Below are 21,375 nucleotides of genomic sequence, written 5' to 3' on the forward strand. Positions count from 1 at the left end.
TAACGAGTAGAGCAAGCGTTTGAGGGTTAAACAGGTAATGATTTCAGCAGGGCAAAGGCCTCCTTCATCCGATCTTCACTGACCACGAAGGCGCGTAAATGGCCCTCGCTGTCGGCACCTTTCGCCACCATCCCCTGAGGTTCGATGGCGATCTGCCAGTTCAAATCCTGGCGCTGGGTTTCACCTGCCAGATGCAGCGGCAGTTCCGGCGTTTTGACCTTCACCAGCATTGCAGGCAGTTTCAGCGGGGTGTTGGCCCCGAGCAGGTTCTTCGCCAGATACATGGCACTTAACTGGATCGGCTGCAGGAACGGCAGCACCTGACCGTTGATTTCGGCGCAGTCGCCGAGGGCATAGATATCCGGCTGCGTGGTTTGCAGATAGCTATCGACTTTCACCCCGCGGTTGGTTTCTGCCCCGGCACGCTGGGCCAGCGCGATTTCCGGACGCAGACCGGTGGCGGCAATGACTACATCCACGTCAATGCAGCGGTCCCGGTCCAGCAGGGCGCAGATCCCGGTATCGGTTTTAGTCAGGCTTTGCAGCTGAGATTTCAGCTGCAAATGCACGCCCATATCGGTCAGCCGGTGTTGTAAGCGACTGCTCACTTCGGCTGGCATCAGCGCCGACAGAATGCTGGCGGAGTGATCAACCAGGGTGACCGCTTTCCCGGCCCGGCAAAAATCCATCGCCAGTTCGCTGCCGATAAGCCCCGCGCCGACAATCATCACCCGCTGCGCGTCACGCAGCGAGGATTCACAGGCCCGGTACTCCGTCTGGCTGTTGAGGGTCAGCATCAGCTCGCGGCCCGGAACCGGCGGCACAAAAGCCGCGGCTCCGGTGGCCAGAACCAGTTTGTCATATGACCACTGGGTCTCTTTCCCTTTCACCACGTGCGCCGCCGCATCAATGTCGGCGACCCAGGTGTAAGGGAACAGGCGCAGGTTAAACTGTTCGGCAAACTCCCCCGCCGTCTGGCGAGTGAGGTCGTCGGCATGCTGACTCTGGCTGATAACGTGGCTTAAGTCAGGCTTGTTGTACTCATCCATGCTGTCCGCGGCGATCAGCGTCAGCGGGACGTTTGCATCCTGTTTACGGATATTTTTCACCAGCTGGCGGGCGGCGAAGCCCGAGCCGATAATCACGATACCGTGGCTCATTTTGCCTCCGATGCCAGTTCGTCAAAGACGTCTTTACCGAGGGAACATTCCGGGCAGAGGAAGTTATCCGGCACGTCGCTCCACGGTGTGCCTGGGGCGACATCCTGCAGCGGTTCGCCGAGGGCTGGATCGTAGATCCACTGGCAGACGCTGCACTGCATGCAAGGGCCGAGATCGGCAGCCGCGGCGGCGGCACAGGCGCAGGCTTCCTGTTCTGGTGTGGCTTTAGCGGTCGCTTCAGGCAGCGGAGCGAGCGCCCACTGACGTGCAATGTCGCGGCCGTGCTGACGGCAGATTTCCAGCGCATCCAGATCCGGACGCCATTTCGCCTTCAGGCTCATCGACATTTCAAAGCCCGCATCCTGCAGTCGGGTAGAGAGACGGTCAACCGCACCGCCGCTCCAGCCGTGGGAGCCGAAGGCGCTAGCGCGTTTGTTGCGGAAACGCAGGCCGGTCATCTCTTCCACCAGGCCGGCAATTTTCGGCATCATCACGTTGTTCATGGTGGAGGTCCCCACCAGCACGCCTTTGGAGCGGAAGACGTTGGTCAAAATGTCGTTCTTGTCGCTGCGCGCCACGTTAAAGATTTTCACCGCCACGTTCGGATCCACTTCGTTGATGCCCTGGGCAATTGCGTCAGCCATCATGCGGGTGTTGTTGGACATGGTGTCGTAGAAAATAGTGATGCGGTCTTCCTGATAGTCTGCGGCCCATTTCAGGTACTGCTCGACGATCTGGGTTGGGTTCTCACGCCATACCACGCCGTGGGAGGTGGCAATCATATCCACCGGCAGATTGAAGCCGAGGATTTCAGTAATTTTTGGCGTCACCAGACGGCTGAACGGGGTCAGGATGTTGGCGTAGTAGCGCTGGCACTGCTCGTACAGTTCAGCCTGATCCACTTCGTCATTGAACAGACGTTCGTCGCAGTAGTGCTGGCCGAAGGCGTCGTTACTGAACAGTACGGCGTCGCCGGTCATGTAGGTCATCATGCTGTCCGGCCAGTGCAGCATCGGGGTTTCAACGAAGATCAGCTGTTTGCCGTTACCGATGTCCAGTGAATCACCGGTTTTCACCACGTTGAAATTCCACTCCGGATGGTGATGGTGACCATTGATGGAGTCGATGGCGTTGTTGGTGCAGTAGATCGGGGTGTCCGGGATGCAGGACATCAGTTCGGTCAGGGCACCGGCGTGATCTTCTTCAGCATGGTTAATGATGATGTAGTCGATATCGGCCAGATCGATTTCACTGCGCAGGTTTTGCACGAACTCACGGCTGAATTTATGATCGACGGTGTCGATCAGGACGTTTTTTTCTTCCCGGATGAGATAGCTGTTGTAGCTGCTGCCGCGCAGCGTTTTGTACTCCGTCCCGTGAAAATCACGTACTTCCCAGTCACGTTGACCAACCCAATGAATATTGTTTTTAACCAGAATAGACATAGCAACCTCAACTTAATACAGCGAAATTAAACGAAAGATGTAATGGTAATTGCAGGTTGCGTGCCAACTTTTTAACTCATTGATTTTAAAATAAATTAAAAATAATAACCCCTCGTGGGTAGTCAATTTGACTGTCATTGATATAGTCAATATGACAGGATGCATTGTCAAAATGACAGTGAGGCGAAAATGAGTTTTTCTGTAGAGGTGCTGGCGAAAATCGCCATTGAGTTACAGAGCGGTATCGGTCATCAGGATCGCTTTCAGCGGCTGATCTCCACCCTGCGTCACGTGCTGGAGTGCGACGCGTCGGCGCTGCTGCGCTATGAAGGGCGGCAGTTTATCCCGCTGGCGATCGACGGCCTGGCCCAGGACGTGCTGGGACGGCGCTTTACCCTGGAAGGCCACCCGCGGCTGGAGACCATCGCCCGCGCCGGGGATGTGGTGCGCTTCCCGGCCGACAGCGACCTGCCCGATCCCTACGACGGGTTAATCCCTGGCCAGGAGAGCCTGAAGGTGCACGCCTGTATCGGCCTGCCGCTGTTTGCCGGGCAGAACCTGATTGGCGCCCTGACCCTGGACGGCATGTCGCCGGACCAGTTCGACACCTTCAGCGACGAGGAGCTGAGGCTGATTGCCGCCCTCGCCGCCGGGGCCCTGAATAATGCCCTGCTGATTGAACAGCTTGAGAGCCAGAACAGCCTGCCCGCGGGCCCGGCGGTGTTTGAGCAGGTGAAAAACACCGAGATGATCGGCCTGTCGCCGGGCATGATGAGCCTGAAAAAAGAGATTGAGATTGTCGCCGCCTCCGACCTGAACGTGCTGATTGAGGGCGAAACCGGCACTGGCAAAGAGCTGGTGGCGAAAGCCATCCACGAGGCCTCGCCGCGGGCGGTCAATCCGCTGGTCTATCTCAACTGCGCCGCACTGCCGGAGAGCGTGGCGGAGAGCGAGCTGTTCGGCCACGTCAAAGGGGCCTTTACCGGGGCCATCAGCAACCGCAGCGGCAAGTTTGAGATGGCGGATAACGGCACCCTGTTCCTCGATGAGATTGGCGAGCTGTCGCTGGCGCTGCAGGCCAAGCTGCTGCGGGTGCTGCAGTATGGCGATATCCAGCGGGTGGGCGATGACCGCAGCCTGCGGGTCGACGTGCGGGTGCTGGCGGCCACCAACCGCGATCTGCGCGAAGAGGTGCTGGCCGGCAACTTCCGCGCCGACCTGTTCCATCGCCTGAGCGTGTTCCCGCTTTCGGTGCCGCCGCTGCGCGAGCGGGGCGAGGATGTGGTGCTGCTGGCGGGCTATTTCTGCGAGCAGTGCCGGTTGCGGATGGGGTTATCCCGGGTGGTACTCAGCCCCGGTGCCCGTGCGCATCTGCTGAGCTACGGCTGGCCGGGTAACGTGCGCGAGCTGGAACATGCCATCCACCGGGCGGTGGTGCTGGCCCGGGCGGCGCGTCTGGGGGATGACGTGGTGATCCACGCGCAGCATTTTGCCCTGCATGATGAGAGCGCCCCTGCGGTGACGCCGGAAACCCCGTTAGTGGTGAATCAGAACCTGCGTGAGGCAACGGAAGCGTTTCAACGCCAGATGATTACCCGCGCGCTGGAGCAGAACAGCCGCAGCTGGGCGGCAAGCGCAAGGGCGCTGGAGACCGACGTCGCCAACCTGCACCGGCTGGCGAAACGTCTGGGTCTGAAAGGTTAGATGATGCCTGCCTGGTAGAAATCCTGCAGGTTGATGGCACCACACAGGCGGCCATTTTCGTCCACCACCGGGGCGGCGGTGATTTTGCGCTTCATCAGCAGCTCTTTGGCTTCGATGGCGCGGCTTTCTGCCTTCAGCGTCAGGCCACCAGTGGTCATGGCGCTGCTGACGTTAACTTCCAGTTGGCCGCCGCCCACCAGCCAGCGACGCAGGTCGCCGTCGGTGAAGACGCCTTTCACCTGGTTGTCGTCATCGCAGACCGCCACCAGCCCCAGTCCGGTGCGGCTCAGCTCAAGCATCGCGTCCATCACGCTGGTGTTCAGCTTCACCTGCGGGGTTGCGTCGTCGGTACGCATCAGGTGATGCACTTTGTTCAGCAGACGGGCGCCCAGCGCGCCTGCCGGGTGGGAGCGGGCAAAATCTTCTTCGTTAAAGCCGCGGGCCTGCATTACCGCCATTGCCAGCGCATCGCCCATCATCAGGGTGTTGACGGTGCTGGAGGTCGGGGCCAGGTGCATCGGGCAGGCTTCGCGTTCCACCGAAATATCCAGCGTGGCTTTGGCAGCCAGCGCCAGCGGCGAGCGGGGTTTACCGGTCATCGCCAGCAGCGCGACCGATTTTTCCTGCAGGCGCGGCAGGATCAGATCCAGCTCTTTCGCCGAACCGGAGTAGGAGATAAACAGCAGCACGTCGCGACTCTCGATCATTCCCAGGTCGCCGTGCAGAGCTTCAGCCGGATGGACGAAAAAGGCCGGGGTGCCAGTGCTGGCAAGGGTGGCGGCAATCTTTTTGCCGATGTGCCCGGATTTGCCGATGCCCGCGACAATCACTTTGCCTTCACACTGGATAATGGTGTTGGCGGCCAGAACAAAATCCTCTCCCAGACGATCCGGCAGGCGACTGGCTTCCTGCAGTTCCAGCATCAGGGTTTGACGACCTGCGTTGATCAGAAAATCACTCATCTCTCTCTCCGGTTACAATCACTTCGATTCCTTTCTCTTCCAGCGCTTGTTTGAACGCCGGATCGATACCCGCGTCGGTAATCAGCTTATCAACGCTCTCCAGGCTACAGACAATATTTGGGCTTTTACGGCCAAACTTCGACGAGTCGGCCATCAGGATCACTTCCCGGGCGGCATTGCACATCGCTTTACTGACGCTGAACACCTCGTTGAAGGTGGTGACGCCCGCGTTGAGATCGATGCCGTCGGTGCCCATAAACAGCCGGTCAAAGCTGAAATGGTCGAAGGCGTTCTCTGCCAGCTGGCCGTGAAACGAGGCTGATTTTTTACGGAAGGTGCCGCCGGGCATCAGGATGGTTTGTTCGTTGTCGAATTCGGACAGGGCGTTGACGATATGCAGGCTGTTGGTCATTACGGTGATGTTATTGAAGCGGCTCAGCATCGGCACCATCTGCAGCACCGTACTGCCCGCGTCGAGGATAATGGAGTCGCCATCATGGATATACTTTACCGCCGCGTCAGCAATTAACGCCTTCTGGTGGGTGTTGATCAGCGTTTTGTGATCGATAGGCGGATCGGCCTCGTCCTTATTCAGCACCACGCCGCCATAGGTGCGGATCACCGCCCCGGAATTCTCCAGGATCACCAGATCCTTGCGGATGGTGGTGCCGGTGGTGTCAAAGTAGTGGGCCAGATCCTCAACCGAACATTTTCCCTGCTTTTGCAGATGGTCGAGAATGGCCGCCTGCCGCTGACGGGGTTTCATAGGCGTTGAGTTCCTCAGGTTGCGAAATGATAATTTCGCAAGCTTATAACGTTCACAACGAAATTATCCATGTTTCAATTTAAGCGCTAATGATAGTGCATCCTGACACAGCGAATCATTGGGAAAGATCACATCAGGCTCTAATTCCTGTAATGCGAGACCGTTAATCGCTGCAATTTTCACCGGTCGGGCAAAGACCGTCAGCCCGCGCATCATCAACGAGTCGCAGACCCGGTGATTATCGTCCAGCGCAACGGCGACAATTACCCGTGGTTTGAAACGTCCGCCGGAGCGGCCCACGCCGACACGACCTTTCTGGCAGAGAGCGTCGAAGGCGCGGTTAAAGCGGTGGATTTGCCAGCCCCCGAGGGCCAGCTGGCACAGCCAGGCGATAACGGCGACGGTGATTAATGTGGTAACCATGTGTAGCTCCTGTGGAATTGCCGGGTGGCGGCTGCGCCTTACCCGGCCTACGGTTTGAAGGCCTTTGTAGGCCCGGTAAGCGCAGCGCCACCGGGCATTAACCCACAATCAGAACATCACCTGCCCGCCGGTGATATTGATCGACTGCCCGGTGCAGTAGGAGGCTTTCGGGCTGGCATAAAACAGCAGCATGTTCAGCACGTCCTGATAGTCGCACCCGCGCTTGAGCGGCACTTTATCGATGTAATACTGCTCCACCTGATCCGCTTCGATGCCAAGCTTAGTGGCATACTGCGGCAGCAGGGACTGGAACATCGGTGACTTCAGCAGGTTGCCGAGCATCAGCGAATGCACGGTAATGCCGTACTCCGCCAGATCCAGCGCCAGGGACTGGGTCAGCCCCACGCCGCCGAACTTGGCCGCGCTGTAGCCGGAGTTATGCTTGCTGCCCACCTTGCCGGATTTGGAGTTGATCTGAATGATGCGCCCGGCAATGCCGTCGCGGATCATCAGGCGCGAGAACTCCCGGGCGCAGAGGAAATAGCCCACCAGGTTCACCTGCAACGAACGGTCGAAATCCCCCAGTTCCACGTCGCCGATAAACGCCGCCTTTGCGATCCCGGCGCTGTAGACCAGCAGATCGACCCGGCCAAAGATCTCATTTACCCCGTGCGACAGCGCCATCACGCTCTGCTCGCTGGTGGCGTCGGCGCCAAAACCATACGCCTTGCCTTCACCAAACTCCTTATTGATCTCGCTGGCGACCCGGGCGGCTTTTTCGCTCTGAATGTCCACCACCGCCACGCGATACCCTTCTGCGGCCAGCCCGCGGCAGAGATATTCCCCTAAGGTTTGTCCCCCGCCAATGACAACTGCAACCTGTTCCATGTTTCTCTCCTTTAATTACGCCACAAATTTCAATACACAACCGGCTTCAACCGCCTGCGGAACCGGCCCGGCAACGTGCACGGTGCCCGGGTATTCCGCCGCGGTCTGGCCATCAAAACGCAGGGTGATATGCCCCAGCTCACGCAGATTCTGCTCCGCGACATCGCCCACCGCCGTCACCGGATAGCGCGCATCGCCCAGGGTGAGCTGGCTGCCAGGCCGCAGCTCGCCGCTCAGTTCGCCGTGACAATGGATAAAACAGAACTCCTCGATATCCGCCGGAGCCCCTTCACGGAAGGTGATCAGCATCTGGTCGCTCAGCGCGTCCGGGGCGCTCTGGCCGATGCGGGTAATAGTGGTCTGGTAAATTACGGTCATGACGAATTCCTCTTATTGATAGATAAAGCCAGAGACGAACCAGGCAATCAGGACGGTGGGCGCGCCGGTCAGGAAGCGGCTCACCAGCACGGAAGGAACCCCGACGCGGACGGTGTCCTGGCGCGCTTCGGCCAGCGACAGCCCCACCGGGATAAAGTCGCAGGCGGCCTGGGCATTAATGGCAAACAGGGCGGGCAGGGCGAGGTGCGGGGGAATATTGCCGAGCCCGATCTGCACCCCAATCAGCACGCCGATCACCTGGGCAATCACCGCCCCGGGGCCGAGGAACGGCGACAGCAGCGGGAAGGAGCAGATCAGCGCCAGGGTTACCAGCCCGAGCGGATGGCTGGCCAGCGGGGCGAGGCCGTGGGCGATCCAGTCCCCCAGACCGGAGGCCATGATGATGCCGATCAGCGCCGAGACGAAGGCCATAAACGGCAGGATGGTTTTCAGCACTGTGTCGATGGTGTCGCGTCCGGACTGGAACAGCACCGCCACCGCGGAGCCCATCCCCATCCCGACTTTTGCCAGCAGGCCGTCGCTCTGCTCGGTGATCTTCTTGCTGGTGTCGTACTCGCGCGGGGCACTCTTCTTCGCCGGGGCAGATCCCCCGGCCAGAGATATGTTCTCTTCCTTTACGCCGGAGACGTAAATGTCCTCCAGGATGTACTGCGCCAGCGGGCCGGATTTACCGGTCGCATGGATATTGACGGTGGGAATACGGCGTTTCGGGTAGATGCCGCAGCGCAGGGTGCCGCCGCAGTCGATCACCGCCACGCCGATCTCCGCTTCCGGCGGCTCGCCCTCCTTAAAGCCGTCTACCGCTTCCCAGCCGGTGAGTTCGCGCAGCTTGTCGACAATCGCCGGGCGGGTGCCCGCGGTGATATAGACGATCTTTTTGTTTGCTGTGGCGTCGAGTTCCAGCGGGCCGCCCCAGCCGCCCACGCCTTTTTCAATCCGGATACGGGTCATGCTGTGGCTCCTGCAAGCTGGACTTTCTGTTCAAGCTGGATGCCCATTTTCTTTTCGAAAATGGCGGTGGTGAGATCGGTCACCCAGCCGCGGAAGAAGTTGGTCACCAGGCCGACCAGCAGGTAGCTCACCGCCAGCGGGCCAAGCGGCAGGCCGAGGGTGGTCAGGCCGCTGGCGATCCCCAGATAGACGAACAGCTCGCCGGGGTTAATGTGCGGAAACAGACCGTTCATGGAATGACAGCTGTAGGACGCCGCGGCGTAGTAGCTCGGCTTGTAGCGTTCGGGCATAAAGCGTCCGAGGCTCAGGGTCATCGGGTTACAGAACACGAAGGTGCCGATGCAGGGCAGCAGCAGGTAGCGGGAGACGGGGTTCCCGGCGCAGCGCTGGGCCAGTTTTTCGATCCGGTGCTGACCAATAAAGTTGATCAATGCATTCATGATCACCAGCAGGCTGATCAGCAGCGGCAGGATCCCGGTGACCATGCTGGTAAAGACCTCGCCACCTTTCTGAAACAGCCCGATAAACCACTCGGCGCCATGGGTGATGGTTTCTATCATTGTTTTCTCCTGTAGGGTGAGTTCATCTCTGACGGGCTAATAATAATCACTTTGAAAGATTTTAAAGTGTAAAACAGATCTCACAATGAAAGAAAAATGTATTATTTTGAAAGATAATGGGCGAGGCGAGGGCGACGTGGTTGAGAAGAGGACGAATTTGTTTTCAGGCGCGTAAAGATTTTGCCGTGCGGGTTCGCATCTCTTCCTTGAGGTGTCCCGGATGCTTTACCATACTTGCCACTTATCGAATTCGTTGAATGGATGTCTCATGCTCAAGCGTCGTTACGCAGCCTTACTGCCTGCGCTTATTCTGCTCTCTGCCTGCAGCAGCAAACCAAAGACCGAAGAGGTCCTGCAACAAACGGCGGGCGCCCCGTCTGGCGGCTTCCTGCTGGAACCCCAGCATAATGTGATGCAGATGGGGGGCGACTTTGCCAACAACCCGGCGGCGGAACAGTTCATCGACAAAATGGTGAGCAAGCACGGGTTTAATAAAACCCAGCTGCAGGAGATCCTCTCCCAGGCCAAGCGTCTGGACTATGTTCTGCGACTGATGGATCGCCAGGCGCCGACCACCCAGCCACCGGCCGGGCCGAATGGGGCGTGGTTACGCTATCGCAAGCAGTTCATTACCCCGGACAACGTGCAAAACGGCGTGGCGTTCTGGAACCAGTATGAGGATGCGCTCACCCGCGCCCAGCAGGTGTACGGCGTGCCGCCGGAAATTATCATCGGGATTATCGGGGTAGAAACCCGTTGGGGCCGCGTGATGGGTAAGACCCGCATTCTGGATGCCCTGGCGACCCTCTCCTTTAACTACCCGCGTCGGGCGGAGTACTTCTCCTCTGAGCTGGAAACCTTCCTGCTGATGGCCCGCGACGAGCAGGACGACCCGCTGGATCTGAAGGGCTCCTTTGCCGGGGCGATGGGTTACGGCCAGTTTATGCCGTCCTCCTATAAACAGTATGCGGTCGACTTCAACGGGGACGGGCACATCAACCTGTGGGATCCGGAAGATGCGATTGGCAGCGTCGCCAACTACTTCAAAGAGCATGGCTGGACCCCAGGTCAGCCGGTGGCGGTGATGGCTAACGGCCAGGCGCCAGGGCTGGAGAACGGCTTTAAAACCCGCTACAGCGCGGCACAGCTCACCGCTGCAGGGTTAACGCCGCAGCAGCCGATGAGCGGTAATCAGCAGGTCAGCCTGCTGCGTCTGGATATCGGTACCGGCTATCAGTACTGGTACGGGTTACCGAACTTCTACACCATTACCCGCTACAACCACAGCACCCACTATGCGATGGCGGTCTGGCAGCTGGGTCTGGCCGTCGCGCAGGCGCGTGTGGCCTCGCCGTTCAGTTAAATCTGCTTCTGTCCGTCGAAAAAGGGAGTGGCGTTGCGCCACTCCCTTTTCATTATTAACCGCTCGGCCAGGTTAATTTTTCTGAAGCCCCCTCGTAAAACCTCCACCTCGTCCTCATATCTGGCGACTAAAGTGCTATCTTGTGCTGCACGTTTATAAGGAGTCAAAACGCGATGACTGACCATGAATTGATGCAGCTCAGTGAGAGAGTAGGGCAGGCGCTGAAACAGCGCGGTGCGACGATCACCACGGCAGAATCCTGTACCGGCGGCTGGGTGGCGAAAGTCATTACCGATATCGCCGGTAGTTCCGCCTGGTTTGAGCGCGGATTTGTCACCTACAGTAATGAAGCGAAAGCGCAAATGATTGGTGTCCGTGAACCCACGCTTATTGAGCATGGCGCGGTCAGCGAGCCGGTGGTTATTGAGATGGCGATTGGCGCCCTGCGTGCCGCCCGGGCGGACTATGCTGTCTCTATAAGTGGCATCGCCGGGCCGGACGGCGGTAGCGATGAAAAGCCTGTCGGAACGGTGTGGTTTGGCTTTGCCACGGCGCAGGGCGAGGGGATTACCCGTCGGGAATGCTTCAGCGGCGACCGTGAAAGCGTGCGTCGTCAGGCCACCGTTTATGCGTTAAAAACGCTCTGGCAACAATTTCTACAAAACACTTGATACTGTATGAGCATACAGTATAATTGCTGCAACAGAACAGAATCCAGGGTGAAGCGCAGTTGTTTCACCCGGCATGAGAGGAAAAAATGGCTATCGACGAAAACAAACAGAAAGCGTTGGCGGCAGCACTGGGCCAGATCGAAAAGCAATTCGGTAAAGGTTCCATCATGCGCCTGGGTGAAGATCGTTCCATGGATGTAGAAACTATCTCCACCGGTTCGCTTTCTCTGGATATTGCACTGGGTGCTGGCGGCCTGCCTATGGGTCGTATCGTAGAGATTTACGGGCCAGAATCCTCCGGTAAAACCACCCTGACCTTACAGGTTGTGGCGGCTGCGCAGCGCGAAGGCAAAACCTGTGCCTTTATCGATGCTGAGCACGCGCTGGATCCAGTCTACGCACGTAAACTGGGTGTTGATATCGACAATCTGCTCTGCTCCCAGCCGGATACCGGTGAGCAGGCACTGGAAATCTGTGACGCACTGGCGCGCTCTGGCGCAGTAGACGTAATCATCGTCGACTCCGTTGCAGCACTGACGCCAAAAGCAGAAATCGAAGGCGAAATCGGTGACTCTCACATGGGCCTCGCGGCACGTATGATGAGCCAGGCGATGCGTAAGCTGGCCGGTAACCTGAAGCAGTCCAACACGCTGCTGATCTTCATCAACCAGATCCGTATGAAGATTGGTGTGATGTTCGGTAACCCGGAAACCACCACCGGTGGTAACGCGCTGAAATTCTACGCCTCCGTGCGTCTGGATATCCGCCGTATCGGTGCCGTGAAAGACGGTGAGAACGTGGTGGGTAGCGAAACCCGCGTGAAGGTGGTGAAGAACAAGATTGCGGCACCGTTTAAACAGGCTGAGTTCCAGATCATGTACGGCGAAGGTATCAACTTCTTCGGCGAACTGGTTGACCTGGGCGTGAAAGAGAAGCTGATTGAAAAAGCGGGCGCATGGTACAGCTACAACGGCGACAAGATTGGTCAGGGTAAAGCGAATGCAATCTCCTGGCTGAAAGAGAACCCGGCTGCAGCAAAAGAGATCGAGAAGAAGGTGCGCGAGCTTCTGCTCAGCAACCAGGATTCCAAACCGCAGTTCGCTGTTGATGGCGAAAGCGCTGAAGAAACCAACGAAGATTTCTGATAATCGGATGTCATATACCCTAAATAATTCGAGTTGCAGGAAGGCGGCGACGCAGTGAGTCCCCAGGAGCTTACTCAAGTAAGTGACTGGGGTGAGCGAGGAAAGCCAACGCACATGCAGCTTGAAGTATGACGGGTATAAACAAGGGTCGCTTAATGCGGCCCTTTTGCTTTTTGGTTTTAGACTGCAGCAGGAGGTTTATCTATGAATGAATCCACAACGCGTCGTCCTGCTTATAACCGTCTGTTAGATCGCGCGGTGCGCATCCTTGCCGTTCGCGACCACAGCGAGCAGGAGCTTCGCCGCAAACTCGCCGCGCCGGTGATGAGCAAAAACGGGCCAGAGGCCATCGATGCCACGGCAGAAGATTACGATCGGGTGGTCGCCTGGTGCTATGAACACAGCTATCTGGACGATACCCGTTTTGTCGCACGCTTCATCGCCAGCCGCAGCCGCAAAGGCTACGGCCCGGCGCGCATCCGCCAGGAACTGAATCAAAAAGGCATTGCCCGCGAAACCAGCGAAAAGGCGATGCGTGAATGCGAGATTGACTGGTGCGAACTGGCGCGGGAACAGGCCGTGCGGAAGTACGGTGAACCTTTGCCACGTGAGTTTTCAGAAAAGGTCAAAATCCAGCGCTTTTTGCTCTATCGTGGATTTCTGATGGAAGATATTCAGGAGATCTGGCGTAATTTTACCGATTGAACGCATGCGGGATTTTACTTCCCTCTAAAGAAAACTTATCTTATTCCCACTTTTTTCAGTAGCTGGTCCGTCCAACAACGGTTGTGTAGTGACCGGCTGTGACATTTCGTTAGCTTGATTTCAGGATAATTATGAGCAAGAGCACCGCTGAGATCCGTCAGGCGTTTCTCGATTTTTTCCATAGTAAGGGACACCAGGTTGTTGCCAGCAGCTCCCTGGTACCGAACAACGATCCAACTTTACTGTTTACCAACGCCGGGATGAACCAGTTCAAGGATGTTTTCCTTGGTCTCGACAAGCGTAATTATTCTCGCGCAACCACCTCGCAGCGCTGCGTGCGTGCGGGCGGTAAACATAACGATCTGGAAAACGTCGGTTACACCGCACGTCACCACACCTTCTTCGAAATGCTGGGTAACTTCAGCTTCGGCGACTATTTCAAACATGACGCTATCCAGTACGCATGGGAACTGCTGACCGGTGAAAACTGGTTCAACCTGCCGAAAGAGCGTCTGTGGGTTACCGTCTACGAAACCGATGACGAAGCCTATGAAATCTGGGAAAAAGAAGTGGGTATCCCGCGCGAACGCATTATCCGCATCGGCGATAACAAAGGCGCACCGTACGCGTCTGACAACTTCTGGCAGATGGGCGATACCGGCCCATGCGGTCCGTGTACCGAAATCTTCTACGATCATGGCGATCACATTTGGGGCGGCCCTCCGGGTAGCGCAGAAGAGGATGGCGACCGTTATATCGAGATCTGGAACATCGTCTTCATGCAGTTCAACCGTCAGATCGACGGCACCATGGAGCCGCTGCCGAAGCCATCCGTGGATACCGGTATGGGTCTGGAGCGTATTGCCGCAGTACTGCAACACGTTAACTCCAACTACGACATCGACCTGTTCAGCACCCTGATTAAGTCCGTTGCCGAAGTGACTGGCGCAACCGATCTGAGCAACAAATCCCTGCGCGTTATCGCCGACCACATTCGCTCCTGTGCCTTCCTGATTGCTGACGGCGTGATCCCGTCGAATGAAAACCGTGGGTACGTGCTGCGCCGTATCATTCGTCGTGCTATCCGTCACGGCAACATGCTGGGCGCGAAGGACACCTTCTTCTACAAACTCGTTGGGCCACTGGTTGGCGTGATGGGCGCAGCAGGCGACGAACTGAAACGTCAGCAGGCGCAGGTTGAACAGGTTCTGAAAACCGAAGAAGAGCAGTTTGCCCGTACTCTGGAACGTGGTCTGGCCCTGCTGGACGACGAACTGTCGAAGCTGAAAGGCGATACCCTGGATGGCGAAACCGCCTTCCGTCTGTACGACACCTATGGCTTCCCGGTTGACCTGACCGCTGACGTCTGCCGCGAGCGCAACATTAAAGTTGACGAAGCAGGCTTCGAAGCGGCCATGGAAGAACAGCGCCGTCGTGCGCGTGAGTCCAGCGGTTTTGGTGCCGATTACAACGCGATGATCCGTGTTGATGGCAGCAGCGAATTCGAAGGTTACGAGCATCTCGAAACCAACGGCAAAGTGACTGCGCTGTTTGTTGACGGTAAAGCCGTGGACAGCATCAGCGCGGGCCAGACTGCGGTTGTGGTGCTGGACAAAACCCCATTCTATGCAGAATCAGGCGGTCAGGTTGGCGATAAAGGCGAGCTGAAGGGCAGTGATTTCAGCTTTACGGTCAACGACACGCAGAAATACGGTCAGGCGATTGGTCATCAGGGCACGCTGGCATCCGGCACCCTGAAAGTGGGCGAGGGCGTTCAGGCTATCGTTGACGAAGCGCGCCGCGCACGTATCCGTCTGAACCACTCCGCGACGCACCTGATGCACGCCGCGCTGCGCCAGGTTCTGGGCACGCACGTTGCGCAGAAAGGCTCGCTGGTAAACGACAAAGTGCTGCGCTTTGACTTCTCCCATTTCGAAGCGATGAAACCGGCGGAAATCCGTGCGGTAGAAGATCTGGTGAATGCCCAGATCCGTCGTAACCTGCCGATCGAGACCAACATCATGGATCTCGAGGCAGCGAAGAACAAAGGCGCAATGGCCCTGTTCGGTGAGAAGTATGACGAACGCGTACGCGTGCTGAGCATGGGCGATTTCTCTACCGAACTGTGTGGCGGTACCCACGCCAGCCGTACGGGCGACATCGGTCTGTTCCGCATCGTGTCTGAATCCGGTACCGCGGCAGGTGTGCGTCGTATCGAAGCGGTCACCGGTGAAGGCGCGATTGCGATTCTGCATGCGCAGAGCGATCAGCTGCACGACATCGCTCAACTGCTGAAAGGCGACAGCCAGAACCTGGGCGAGAAAGTGCGTAGCGTGATGGAACGTACCCGCCAGCTGGAAAAAGAGCTGCAGCAGCTGAAAGAGCAGGCTGCCGTTGCCGAGAGCGCCAACCTCTCCAGCAAAGCGGTTGAAATTAACGGTGTCAAACTGCTGGTCAGCGAGCTGACGGGCGTTGAGCCGAAAATGCTTCGTACCATGGTCGACGATCTGAAGAACCAGCTCGGTTCAACCATCATCGTTCTGGCGACGGTAGCGGAAGGTAAGGTTTCTCTGATTGCGGGCGTATCTAAGGACGTGATCGACCGTGTGAAAGCAGGGGAACTGATTGGTATGGTCGCTCAGCAAGTGGGCGGTAAAGGCGGTGGTCGTCCGGACATGGCGCAAGCCGGTGGTACAGACGCAGCAGCCCTTCCAGCGGCACTGGCCAGTGTTGAAAGCTGGGTAAGTTCGAAACTGTAATAATTACAAAGCGTACACAGACGCCATAACGACACCGTTATGGCGTACTGCGCTCTACGCTATCGATAATGATAAAGTCAGGTTGAGTTTGTGTATATCGGCTAAACTTACGTTTAACAGATTGTGATGCCATGACTACCGACACATTACGTGTTTGTCATCGCTTACTTTTTGGCGTTATATGATGGATAATGCCGGGATACAAGAGACCCGACTCTTTTAATCTTTCAAGGAGCAAAGAATGCTGATTCTGACTCGTCGAGTTGGTGAGACCCTCATGATTGGGGATGAGGTCACCGTGACAGTTTTAGGGGTAAAGGGCAACCAGGTACGTATTGGTGTGAACGCCCCTAAAGAAGTCTCTGTTCATCGTGAAGAGATCTACCAGCGTATCCAGGCTGAAAAATCCCAGCAGTCCAGTTACTGATATTATCGCGTCTCGCTGTCTGGCGAGACGCAACCCTCCCGATATATTCCTTGTCAAAAGTTACCGTTCGATTTCAACTGCTCCCTTTTTAACCTCCTGTCACACCCTTTCTCTGTCCGACATCCTCTTTATACCTACACATAACTGCCAGCAGGCCTGCAAAATCCGTTTATAAAACACCCTCTTTGCGGGTTTTACATGCGAATTGACTGTGATTTGTGCAAACGAAAAAAGAGCGTGGAAAAAGGTTTGACTTATAAGTCCCAGAAAGTAATATATGCGCCACGCAGCGACGAGAAGCTCTTAACGAGTTACTCGAAGCACTCGAAAGAGGCGTTGTGTGGTGAGGTGGCCGAGAGGCTGAAGGCGCTCCCCTGCTAAGGGAGTATGCGGTCAAAAGCTGCATCCGGGGTTCGAATCCCCGCCTCACCGCCATTTTGCATCCGTAGCTCAGCTGGATAGAGTACTCGGCTACGAACCGAGCGGTCGGAGGTTCGAATCCTCCCGGATGCACCATCCTTTACTTCATGTCGCTTTCGAAACGATATGGGGTATCAAGTAGTACAGCAGTAAATCCTGATGCATCCGTAGCTCAGCTGGATAGAGTACTCGGCTACGAACCGAGCGGTCGGAGGTTCGAATCCTCCCGGATGCACCATCTTTTGCTTTGTGTTGCTTATGAAGCAATACAGAGTATCAGCAGTAACAGTAGTAAATCCCGATGCATCCGTAGCTCAGCTGGATAGAGTACTCGGCTACGAACCGAGCGGTCGGAGGTTCGAATCCTCCCGGATGCACCATATTCTCCGAGATAGCAGCTAAACTGTTGTTTCATGTTCTGCGAGATAATCGCGAGCACCAGGGAGGATAGCGTTGCTTTAGCAACGCCCCGTAGGGCGAGGCGCAGCCGAGTAATCCTCCCGGATGCACCATTTACTATTTTCTACAGAAGTACCCTGATGCATCCGTAGCTCAGCTGGATAGAGTACTCGGCTACGAACCGAGCGGTCGGAGGTTCGAATCCTCCCGGATGCACCATCTTCTCCCTCATTGTTTATTCCTTCGACGTTCCGTCAGCAATCATCTTCTCTGTCAGCGACAAAACCCCTTGTTTACGTTAAAGTAACGTTTTGTAATCCTTCTGCGAGAGCACGATGTACGCACAGTATGACGGTTTGATCTTCGATATGGATGGCACCATCCTGGACACCGAGCCAACGCATCGTAAAGCCTGGACTGATGTCCTCGGCCGTTACGGAATGCGTTTCGACTTACAGGCCATGATTGCCCTCAACGGATCCCCCACCTGGCGAATTGCGCAGGCCGTGATTGAACTGAATCAGGCCGATCTCGACCCCCATCTGCTCGCGCGTGAAAAAACCGATGCGGTAAAAGCGATGCTGTTAGATACCGTGCGTCCTTTGCCATTAATTGAGGTGGTAAAAGAGTGGCACGGACGTCGTCCGATGTCGGTCGGGACGGGCAGTGAGAGCGCGGTCGCAGAAGCATTGCTCAACCACCTTGGTCTGCGCCACTATTTTTCTGCAGTGGTCGCCGCCGATCATGTTAAAAACCACAAACCCGCCCCGGACACCTTCCTGCTGTGTGCAGAGCTGATGGGTGTGCCCGCTGCGAAGTGCGTCGTGTTTGAAGATGCCGACTTCGGTATTCAGGCGGCACATGCTGCCGGCATGGACGCGGTGGACGTTCGCTTACTGTGAGTGACCTGCTGTCACTGACCTCACTATTCGCCAGCAGTTTTTTAAGCGCTACGCTCTTGCCGGGAAATTCGGAAGTGGTGCTGGTGGCGATGCTCTTGTCCGGCGTAAGTCAGCCCTGGTTGCTGGTGTTAATAGCAACAATGGGTAATAGCTTTGGAGGGCTGACTAACGTTATTCTTGGGCGATTCTTTCCGCTACGCAAAACGTCGCGTTGGCAGGAAAAGGCAGTCGGCTGGCTAAAACGCTATGGCGCTGCCACGCTTTTATTAAGCTGGATGCCGGTAATCGGTGATTTACTGTGCCTGCTGGCGGGATGGATGCGCATCTCCTGGGGGCCCGTGCTCTTTTTTTTATGCCTTGGCAAGGCGTTGCGCTACGTTCTGGTAGCGGTTGTGACTTTGCAGGGCATGACGTGGTGGCACTAATTGGACTGTTTGTGACCATGAACCATTACAATTATGCTAAATAAAATGATTTTGACAGGCGGGAGGTCGAATTGATCCCGGACGTATCACAGGCACTGGCCTGGCTGGAAAACCACCCTCAGGCTCTGAAGGGTATTCAGCGTGGTCTTGAGCGCGAAACGCTGCGCGTAAACGCGGATGGCAGTCTTGCAACGACGGGCCATCCACAGGCGTTGGGTTCGGCGCTGACCCATAAGTGGATCACTACTGATTTCGCTGAAGCGCTGCTTGAGTTCATTACGCCGGTCGATGGCGATATTGACCATATGCTGAAGGTCATGCGTGATATCCACCGCTACAGCGCCCGCAATCTGGGTGACGAGCGTATGTGGCCACTCAGCATGCCTTGCTACATCGAGCAGGGCCAGGACATCGAACTGGCGCAGTACGGCACGTCTAACATTGGTCGTCTGAAAACGCTTTATCGCGAAGGGCTGAAAAACCGCTACGGCGCGCTGATGCAGACGATCTCTGGCGTGCACTATAACTTCTCGCTGCCGATGGCATTCTGGCAGGCGAAGTGCGGCGAGACGGATAAAGAGGCGATCTCGGCGGGCTATTTCCGCCTGATCCGTAACTACTATCGCTTTGGCTGGGTCATTCCGTATCTGTTCGGTGCGTCACCAGCGATTTGCTCCTCATTCCTGCAGGGCAAACCGACCACGCTGCCGTTTGAGAAGACCGACTGCGGAATGTATTACCTGCCGTACGCCACCTCCCTGCGTCTCAGCGATCTCGGTTATACCAATAAGTCGCAAAGCAATCTCGGAATTACGTTTAACGAATTGCACGAGTATGTGGCAGGATTGAAGCGGGCGATCAAAACGCCATCGGAAGCGTACGACGAAATCGGGCTTGAGAAAGACGGCAAACGCCTGCAAATCAATACCAACGTTTTACAGATCGAAAACGAACTGTATGCGCCGATCCGTCCAAAACGTGTTACTCGCAGCGGCGAGACGCCGTCAGATGCCCTGCAGCGCGGCGGCATTGAGTACATCGAAGTGCGTTCTCTGGATATCAACCCGTTCTCACCGATTGGTGTTGATGAGCAGCAGGTACGCTTCCTCGATCTGTTTATGGTCTGGTGCGTGCTGGCTGATGCGCCGGAGATGAGCGCTGACGAACTGCTTTGCACCCGCACCAACTGGAACCGGGTGATCCTCGAAGGGCGTAAGCCTGGCCTGACGCTGGGTATGGGTTGTCAGACGGCGCAGTTCCCGTTGCAGCAGGTGGGTAAAGATCTGTTCCGCGATCTGAAGCGCGTTGCCCACACCCTGGACAGCGTGTACGGTGGCGAAGCGTATCAGCAGGTTTGCGACCAGCTGGTCGAAAGCTTTGATAATCCAGAGCTGACATTCTCGGCGCGTATTCTGCGTTCTATGATTGATCAGGGGATTGGTGGCACCGGTCGTGCGCTGGCGGCGGAGTATCGCGATATGCTGCAGCAGGAGCCGCTGGAAGTGTTAAGCGAAGCCGAGTTTGCTGCGGAGCGCGATGCGTCTGTGGTGCGTCAGAGTGAGATTGAAGCGGCGGACACTGAGTCGTTTGCAGCGTTTCTGGCGAAACAGGCCTGACAGAAAAGAAAAAGGCCACATCTCTGTGGCCAAAATAACATCTCTGAAGAACAGGGATGATGATAACAAATGCGCGTCTTTCATATATTCAGACTCGCGTTGAAAAGAAGAGTTCATTTTTTTTAAAAAAAAATCACTATCGGAGGTGACGTATGCCGTTATTAGATAGCTTTACCGTCGACCATACCCGTATGGAAGCACCTGCTGTACGCGTTGCGAAGACCATGCATACCCCGCACGGCGACACGATCACTGTCTTCGATCTGCGTTTCTGCGTACCCAACCAGGAAGTGATGCCCGAAAAAGGCATCCACACTCTGGAGCACCTGTTTGCCGGTTTCATGCGCGATCACCTGAACGGTAATGGCGTTGAGATCATCGATATCTCCCCAATGGGCTGCCGTACCGGTTTCTACATGAGCCTGATCGGCGTGCCGGAAGAGAAACGCGTCGCAGATGCGTGGAAAGCGGCAATGGAAGACGTACTGAAAGTAAAAGAGCAGAACCAGATCCCGGAGCTGAACGTTTACCAGTGCGGTACTTACCAGATGCACTCTCTGGAAGAAGCCCAGGAGATTGCACGTCATATTCTTGAGCGTGACGTTCGCGTTAACAGCAATGAAGAACTGGCGCTGCCAAAAGATAAGCTGCAGGAACTGCACATCTAGCAAATTACCCGGCCCTCCGCAAGAAGTGTGCCGGGTAATATTAGTTTCTTTATAAATTCCTAAAAGCCCATCTCTCGTTGTGAATCCCTCTCTTTCTCTTTATTATGCAAACAACGCATGGTAGTTATTTATATATATTATATCTATGGATGATAGATTGACGCTCATTCACTGTAATTATTGATGCGCGAATATTTCATGGAATAGATAATAATTCAGAGGGATTTATGAAAGTTTATTTTGCTGGCACCGCGATTCTTTTTTCCGCCTTTCTCCTGTCCGCCTGCAGCTCTAAGCCAGTAACACCGCCTATCGCCAAAGCCCCGGCTGAACGCAAGCAGGAGGTGCAGTGCTATCAGGAGTTCTCTGCACTGCAAAAGCTCGACCCGGCGGCCTATGAGTCCTATCGTAAGCAGTTCGATAATATTAATAAAAACTATAAAATTTACGAATCGAATAAAGCTCTGGTTGATGGTAACGCTTCTGAAGTTATGCTCACCGAAATAAATAAAAAACTGTCGCTGGTATGCGTCAGGATTCGTAATACGGTTTATACCAACATGATGAACCGTGCCAATGAAATGAATCAGTTATGAATAAATACTTCAGCGCAGCCT

General features: G+C 56.0%; 21 protein-coding genes and 5 tRNA genes. 17 read left to right on the forward strand and 9 right to left on the reverse strand.

All coding sequences use genetic code 11. The features are described from left to right. Positions 1 to 26 precede the first annotated feature (26 nt). Positions 27 to 1,160: an NADH:flavorubredoxin reductase NorW gene (norW, locus tag LG383_RS01510; RefSeq protein ID WP_225758175.1), complete on the reverse strand. Its 1,134-nt coding sequence runs from the start codon at positions 1,158 to 1,160 to the stop codon at positions 27 to 29. Next, positions 1,157 to 2,605, reverse strand: a complete 1,449-nt coding sequence (norV, locus tag LG383_RS01515; RefSeq protein WP_106994498.1) for an anaerobic nitric oxide reductase flavorubredoxin — start codon at positions 2,603 to 2,605, stop codon at positions 1,157 to 1,159. The genes norW and norV overlap by 4 nt, the downstream gene beginning before the upstream one ends. A 189-nt stretch (positions 2,606 to 2,794) precedes the next feature. On the opposite strand from norV, the gene norR reads away from it, so the two are divergent. After that, positions 2,795 to 4,309: a nitric oxide reductase transcriptional regulator NorR gene (norR, locus tag LG383_RS01520; RefSeq protein ID WP_225758176.1), complete on the forward strand. Its 1,515-nt coding sequence runs from the start codon at positions 2,795 to 2,797 to the stop codon at positions 4,307 to 4,309. Here norR and gutQ read toward each other — a convergent pair. From gutQ to srlA, 7 genes are all read right to left on the reverse strand, one after another. Next, positions 4,306 to 5,271, reverse strand: coding sequence for an arabinose-5-phosphate isomerase GutQ (gutQ, locus tag LG383_RS01525; RefSeq protein ID WP_106994500.1), 966 nt, complete (start codon positions 5,269 to 5,271; stop codon positions 4,306 to 4,308). The genes norR and gutQ overlap by 4 nt on opposite strands. Then, the gene (locus tag LG383_RS01530; RefSeq protein ID WP_225758177.1) at positions 5,264 to 6,037 is read right to left on the reverse strand and encodes a DNA-binding transcriptional repressor; all 774 of its coding nucleotides are present in this window, start codon (positions 6,035 to 6,037) and stop codon (positions 5,264 to 5,266) included. The genes gutQ and LG383_RS01530 overlap by 8 nt, the downstream gene beginning before the upstream one ends. 63 nt (positions 6,038 to 6,100) lie before the next feature. Beyond that, on the reverse strand, positions 6,101 to 6,460 hold the full coding sequence (gene gutM / locus LG383_RS01535; protein ID WP_106994502.1) for a transcriptional regulator GutM: 360 nt from the start codon (positions 6,458 to 6,460) through the stop codon (positions 6,101 to 6,103). A gap of 108 nt (positions 6,461 to 6,568) precedes the next feature. After that, positions 6,569 to 7,348: a sorbitol-6-phosphate dehydrogenase gene (gene srlD / locus LG383_RS01540; protein WP_225758178.1), complete on the reverse strand. Its 780-nt coding sequence runs from the start codon at positions 7,346 to 7,348 to the stop codon at positions 6,569 to 6,571. A 15-nt stretch (positions 7,349 to 7,363) separates the two neighbouring features. Next, the gene (srlB, locus tag LG383_RS01545) at positions 7,364 to 7,726 is read right to left on the reverse strand and encodes a PTS glucitol/sorbitol transporter subunit IIA (protein ID WP_106994504.1); all 363 of its coding nucleotides are present in this window, start codon (positions 7,724 to 7,726) and stop codon (positions 7,364 to 7,366) included. Positions 7,727 to 7,738: 12 nt separating this feature from the next. Then, entirely contained in the window at positions 7,739 to 8,698 is a 960-nt protein-coding gene (locus tag LG383_RS01550) for a PTS glucitol/sorbitol transporter subunit IIB (RefSeq protein WP_225758179.1), read from the reverse strand. Further along, on the reverse strand, positions 8,695 to 9,258 hold the full coding sequence (srlA, locus tag LG383_RS01555; RefSeq protein ID WP_156264509.1) for a PTS glucitol/sorbitol transporter subunit IIC: 564 nt from the start codon (positions 9,256 to 9,258) through the stop codon (positions 8,695 to 8,697). Before srlA ends, LG383_RS01550 begins: the two co-directional genes overlap by 4 nt. Positions 9,259 to 9,526: 268 nt before the next feature. Here srlA and mltB point away from each other — a divergent pair, with 268 nt between their 5' ends. From mltB to LG383_RS01635, 16 genes are all read left to right on the forward strand, one after another. Further along, on the forward strand, positions 9,527 to 10,621 hold the full coding sequence (gene mltB, locus LG383_RS01560) for a lytic murein transglycosylase B (RefSeq protein ID WP_225758180.1): 1,095 nt from the start codon (positions 9,527 to 9,529) through the stop codon (positions 10,619 to 10,621). A 173-nt stretch (positions 10,622 to 10,794) separates the two neighbouring features. Continuing rightward, on the forward strand, positions 10,795 to 11,292 hold the full coding sequence (gene pncC / locus LG383_RS01565) for a nicotinamide-nucleotide amidase (RefSeq protein ID WP_106994509.1): 498 nt from the start codon (positions 10,795 to 10,797) through the stop codon (positions 11,290 to 11,292). Positions 11,293 to 11,378: 86 nt separating this feature from the next. Further along, the gene (gene recA, locus LG383_RS01570) at positions 11,379 to 12,437 is read left to right on the forward strand and encodes a recombinase RecA (RefSeq protein WP_106994510.1); all 1,059 of its coding nucleotides are present in this window, start codon (positions 11,379 to 11,381) and stop codon (positions 12,435 to 12,437) included. Positions 12,438 to 12,641: 204 nt separating this feature from the next. After that, positions 12,642 to 13,142, forward strand: coding sequence for a recombination regulator RecX (gene recX, locus LG383_RS01575; protein WP_106994511.1), 501 nt, complete (start codon positions 12,642 to 12,644; stop codon positions 13,140 to 13,142). Between the two features lie 131 nt (positions 13,143 to 13,273). Further along, entirely contained in the window at positions 13,274 to 15,901 is a 2,628-nt protein-coding gene (gene alaS / locus LG383_RS01580; RefSeq protein ID WP_225758181.1) for an alanine--tRNA ligase, read from the forward strand. A 241-nt stretch (positions 15,902 to 16,142) separates the two neighbouring features. Continuing rightward, on the forward strand, positions 16,143 to 16,328 hold the full coding sequence (gene csrA / locus LG383_RS01585; RefSeq protein WP_000906486.1) for a carbon storage regulator CsrA: 186 nt from the start codon (positions 16,143 to 16,145) through the stop codon (positions 16,326 to 16,328). 342 nt (positions 16,329 to 16,670) lie between these two features. Further along, positions 16,671 to 16,763, forward strand: a tRNA-Ser gene (locus LG383_RS01590). Between the two features lie 4 nt (positions 16,764 to 16,767). Next, positions 16,768 to 16,844: transfer RNA gene (locus LG383_RS01595), tRNA-Arg, on the forward strand. 65 nt (positions 16,845 to 16,909) lie between these two features. Further along, positions 16,910 to 16,986, forward strand: a tRNA-Arg gene (locus LG383_RS01600). 65 nt (positions 16,987 to 17,051) lie between these two features. After that, positions 17,052 to 17,128: transfer RNA gene (locus LG383_RS01605), tRNA-Arg, on the forward strand. A gap of 161 nt (positions 17,129 to 17,289) precedes the next feature. After that, positions 17,290 to 17,366, forward strand: a tRNA-Arg gene (locus LG383_RS01610). A gap of 116 nt (positions 17,367 to 17,482) precedes the next feature. Continuing rightward, entirely contained in the window at positions 17,483 to 18,049 is a 567-nt protein-coding gene (gene yqaB, locus LG383_RS01615; RefSeq protein WP_106994513.1) for a fructose-1-phosphate/6-phosphogluconate phosphatase, read from the forward strand. Then, entirely contained in the window at positions 18,046 to 18,474 is a 429-nt protein-coding gene (locus LG383_RS01620) for a YqaA family protein (RefSeq protein ID WP_106994514.1), read from the forward strand. The genes yqaB and LG383_RS01620 overlap by 4 nt, the downstream gene beginning before the upstream one ends. Before the next feature lie 71 nt (positions 18,475 to 18,545). Continuing rightward, on the forward strand, positions 18,546 to 20,090 hold the full coding sequence (gene gshA, locus LG383_RS01625; protein ID WP_225758182.1) for a glutamate--cysteine ligase: 1,545 nt from the start codon (positions 18,546 to 18,548) through the stop codon (positions 20,088 to 20,090). A 152-nt stretch (positions 20,091 to 20,242) separates the two neighbouring features. After that, positions 20,243 to 20,758, forward strand: coding sequence for an S-ribosylhomocysteine lyase (luxS, locus tag LG383_RS01630; RefSeq protein ID WP_106994516.1), 516 nt, complete (start codon positions 20,243 to 20,245; stop codon positions 20,756 to 20,758). Between the two features lie 227 nt (positions 20,759 to 20,985). Continuing rightward, positions 20,986 to 21,354, forward strand: a complete 369-nt coding sequence (locus LG383_RS01635) for a hypothetical protein (protein WP_106994517.1) — start codon at positions 20,986 to 20,988, stop codon at positions 21,352 to 21,354. The last annotated feature ends 21 nt before the right edge of the window (positions 21,355 to 21,375 follow it).

It is taken from the genome of Leclercia sp. Marseille-Q4284 (assembly GCF_916618945.1).
GTDB lineage: Bacteria > Pseudomonadota > Gammaproteobacteria > Enterobacterales > Enterobacteriaceae > Enterobacter > Enterobacter tamurae.

Excerpts from the sequence above, each read along its gene's own strand:
- gutQ (WP_106994500.1), bottom strand. The coding sequence starts at position 5,271 with ATGAGTGATTTTCTGATCAACGCAGGTCGTCAAACCCTGATGCTGGAA.
- pncC (WP_106994509.1), top strand. The coding sequence starts at position 10,795 with ATGACTGACCATGAATTGATGCAGCTCAGTGAGAGAGTAGGGCAGGCG.
- csrA (WP_000906486.1), top strand. The coding sequence starts at position 16,143 with ATGCTGATTCTGACTCGTCGAGTTGGTGAGACCCTCATGATTGGGGAT.
- norV (WP_106994498.1), bottom strand. The coding sequence starts at position 2,605 with ATGTCTATTCTGGTTAAAAACAATATTCATTGGGTTGGTCAACGTGAC.
- alaS (WP_225758181.1), top strand. The coding sequence starts at position 13,274 with ATGAGCAAGAGCACCGCTGAGATCCGTCAGGCGTTTCTCGATTTTTTC.
- luxS (WP_106994516.1), top strand. The coding sequence starts at position 20,243 with ATGCCGTTATTAGATAGCTTTACCGTCGACCATACCCGTATGGAAGCA.
- norR (WP_225758176.1), top strand. The coding sequence starts at position 2,795 with ATGAGTTTTTCTGTAGAGGTGCTGGCGAAAATCGCCATTGAGTTACAG.
- srlB (WP_106994504.1), bottom strand. The coding sequence starts at position 7,726 with ATGACCGTAATTTACCAGACCACTATTACCCGCATCGGCCAGAGCGCC.
- LG383_RS01550 (WP_225758179.1), bottom strand. The coding sequence starts at position 8,698 with ATGACCCGTATCCGGATTGAAAAAGGCGTGGGCGGCTGGGGCGGCCCG.
- yqaB (WP_106994513.1), top strand. The coding sequence starts at position 17,483 with ATGTACGCACAGTATGACGGTTTGATCTTCGATATGGATGGCACCATC.
- norW (WP_225758175.1), bottom strand. The coding sequence starts at position 1,160 with ATGAGCCACGGTATCGTGATTATCGGCTCGGGCTTCGCCGCCCGCCAG.
- srlD (WP_225758178.1), bottom strand. The coding sequence starts at position 7,348 with ATGGAACAGGTTGCAGTTGTCATTGGCGGGGGACAAACCTTAGGGGAA.
- LG383_RS01530 (WP_225758177.1), bottom strand. The coding sequence starts at position 6,037 with ATGAAACCCCGTCAGCGGCAGGCGGCCATTCTCGACCATCTGCAAAAG.
- gutM (WP_106994502.1), bottom strand. The coding sequence starts at position 6,460 with ATGGTTACCACATTAATCACCGTCGCCGTTATCGCCTGGCTGTGCCAG.
- srlA (WP_156264509.1), bottom strand. The coding sequence starts at position 9,258 with ATGATAGAAACCATCACCCATGGCGCCGAGTGGTTTATCGGGCTGTTT.
- mltB (WP_225758180.1), top strand. The coding sequence starts at position 9,527 with ATGCTCAAGCGTCGTTACGCAGCCTTACTGCCTGCGCTTATTCTGCTC.
- LG383_RS01635 (WP_106994517.1), top strand. The coding sequence starts at position 20,986 with ATGAAAGTTTATTTTGCTGGCACCGCGATTCTTTTTTCCGCCTTTCTC.
- recA (WP_106994510.1), top strand. The coding sequence starts at position 11,379 with ATGGCTATCGACGAAAACAAACAGAAAGCGTTGGCGGCAGCACTGGGC.
- recX (WP_106994511.1), top strand. The coding sequence starts at position 12,642 with ATGAATGAATCCACAACGCGTCGTCCTGCTTATAACCGTCTGTTAGAT.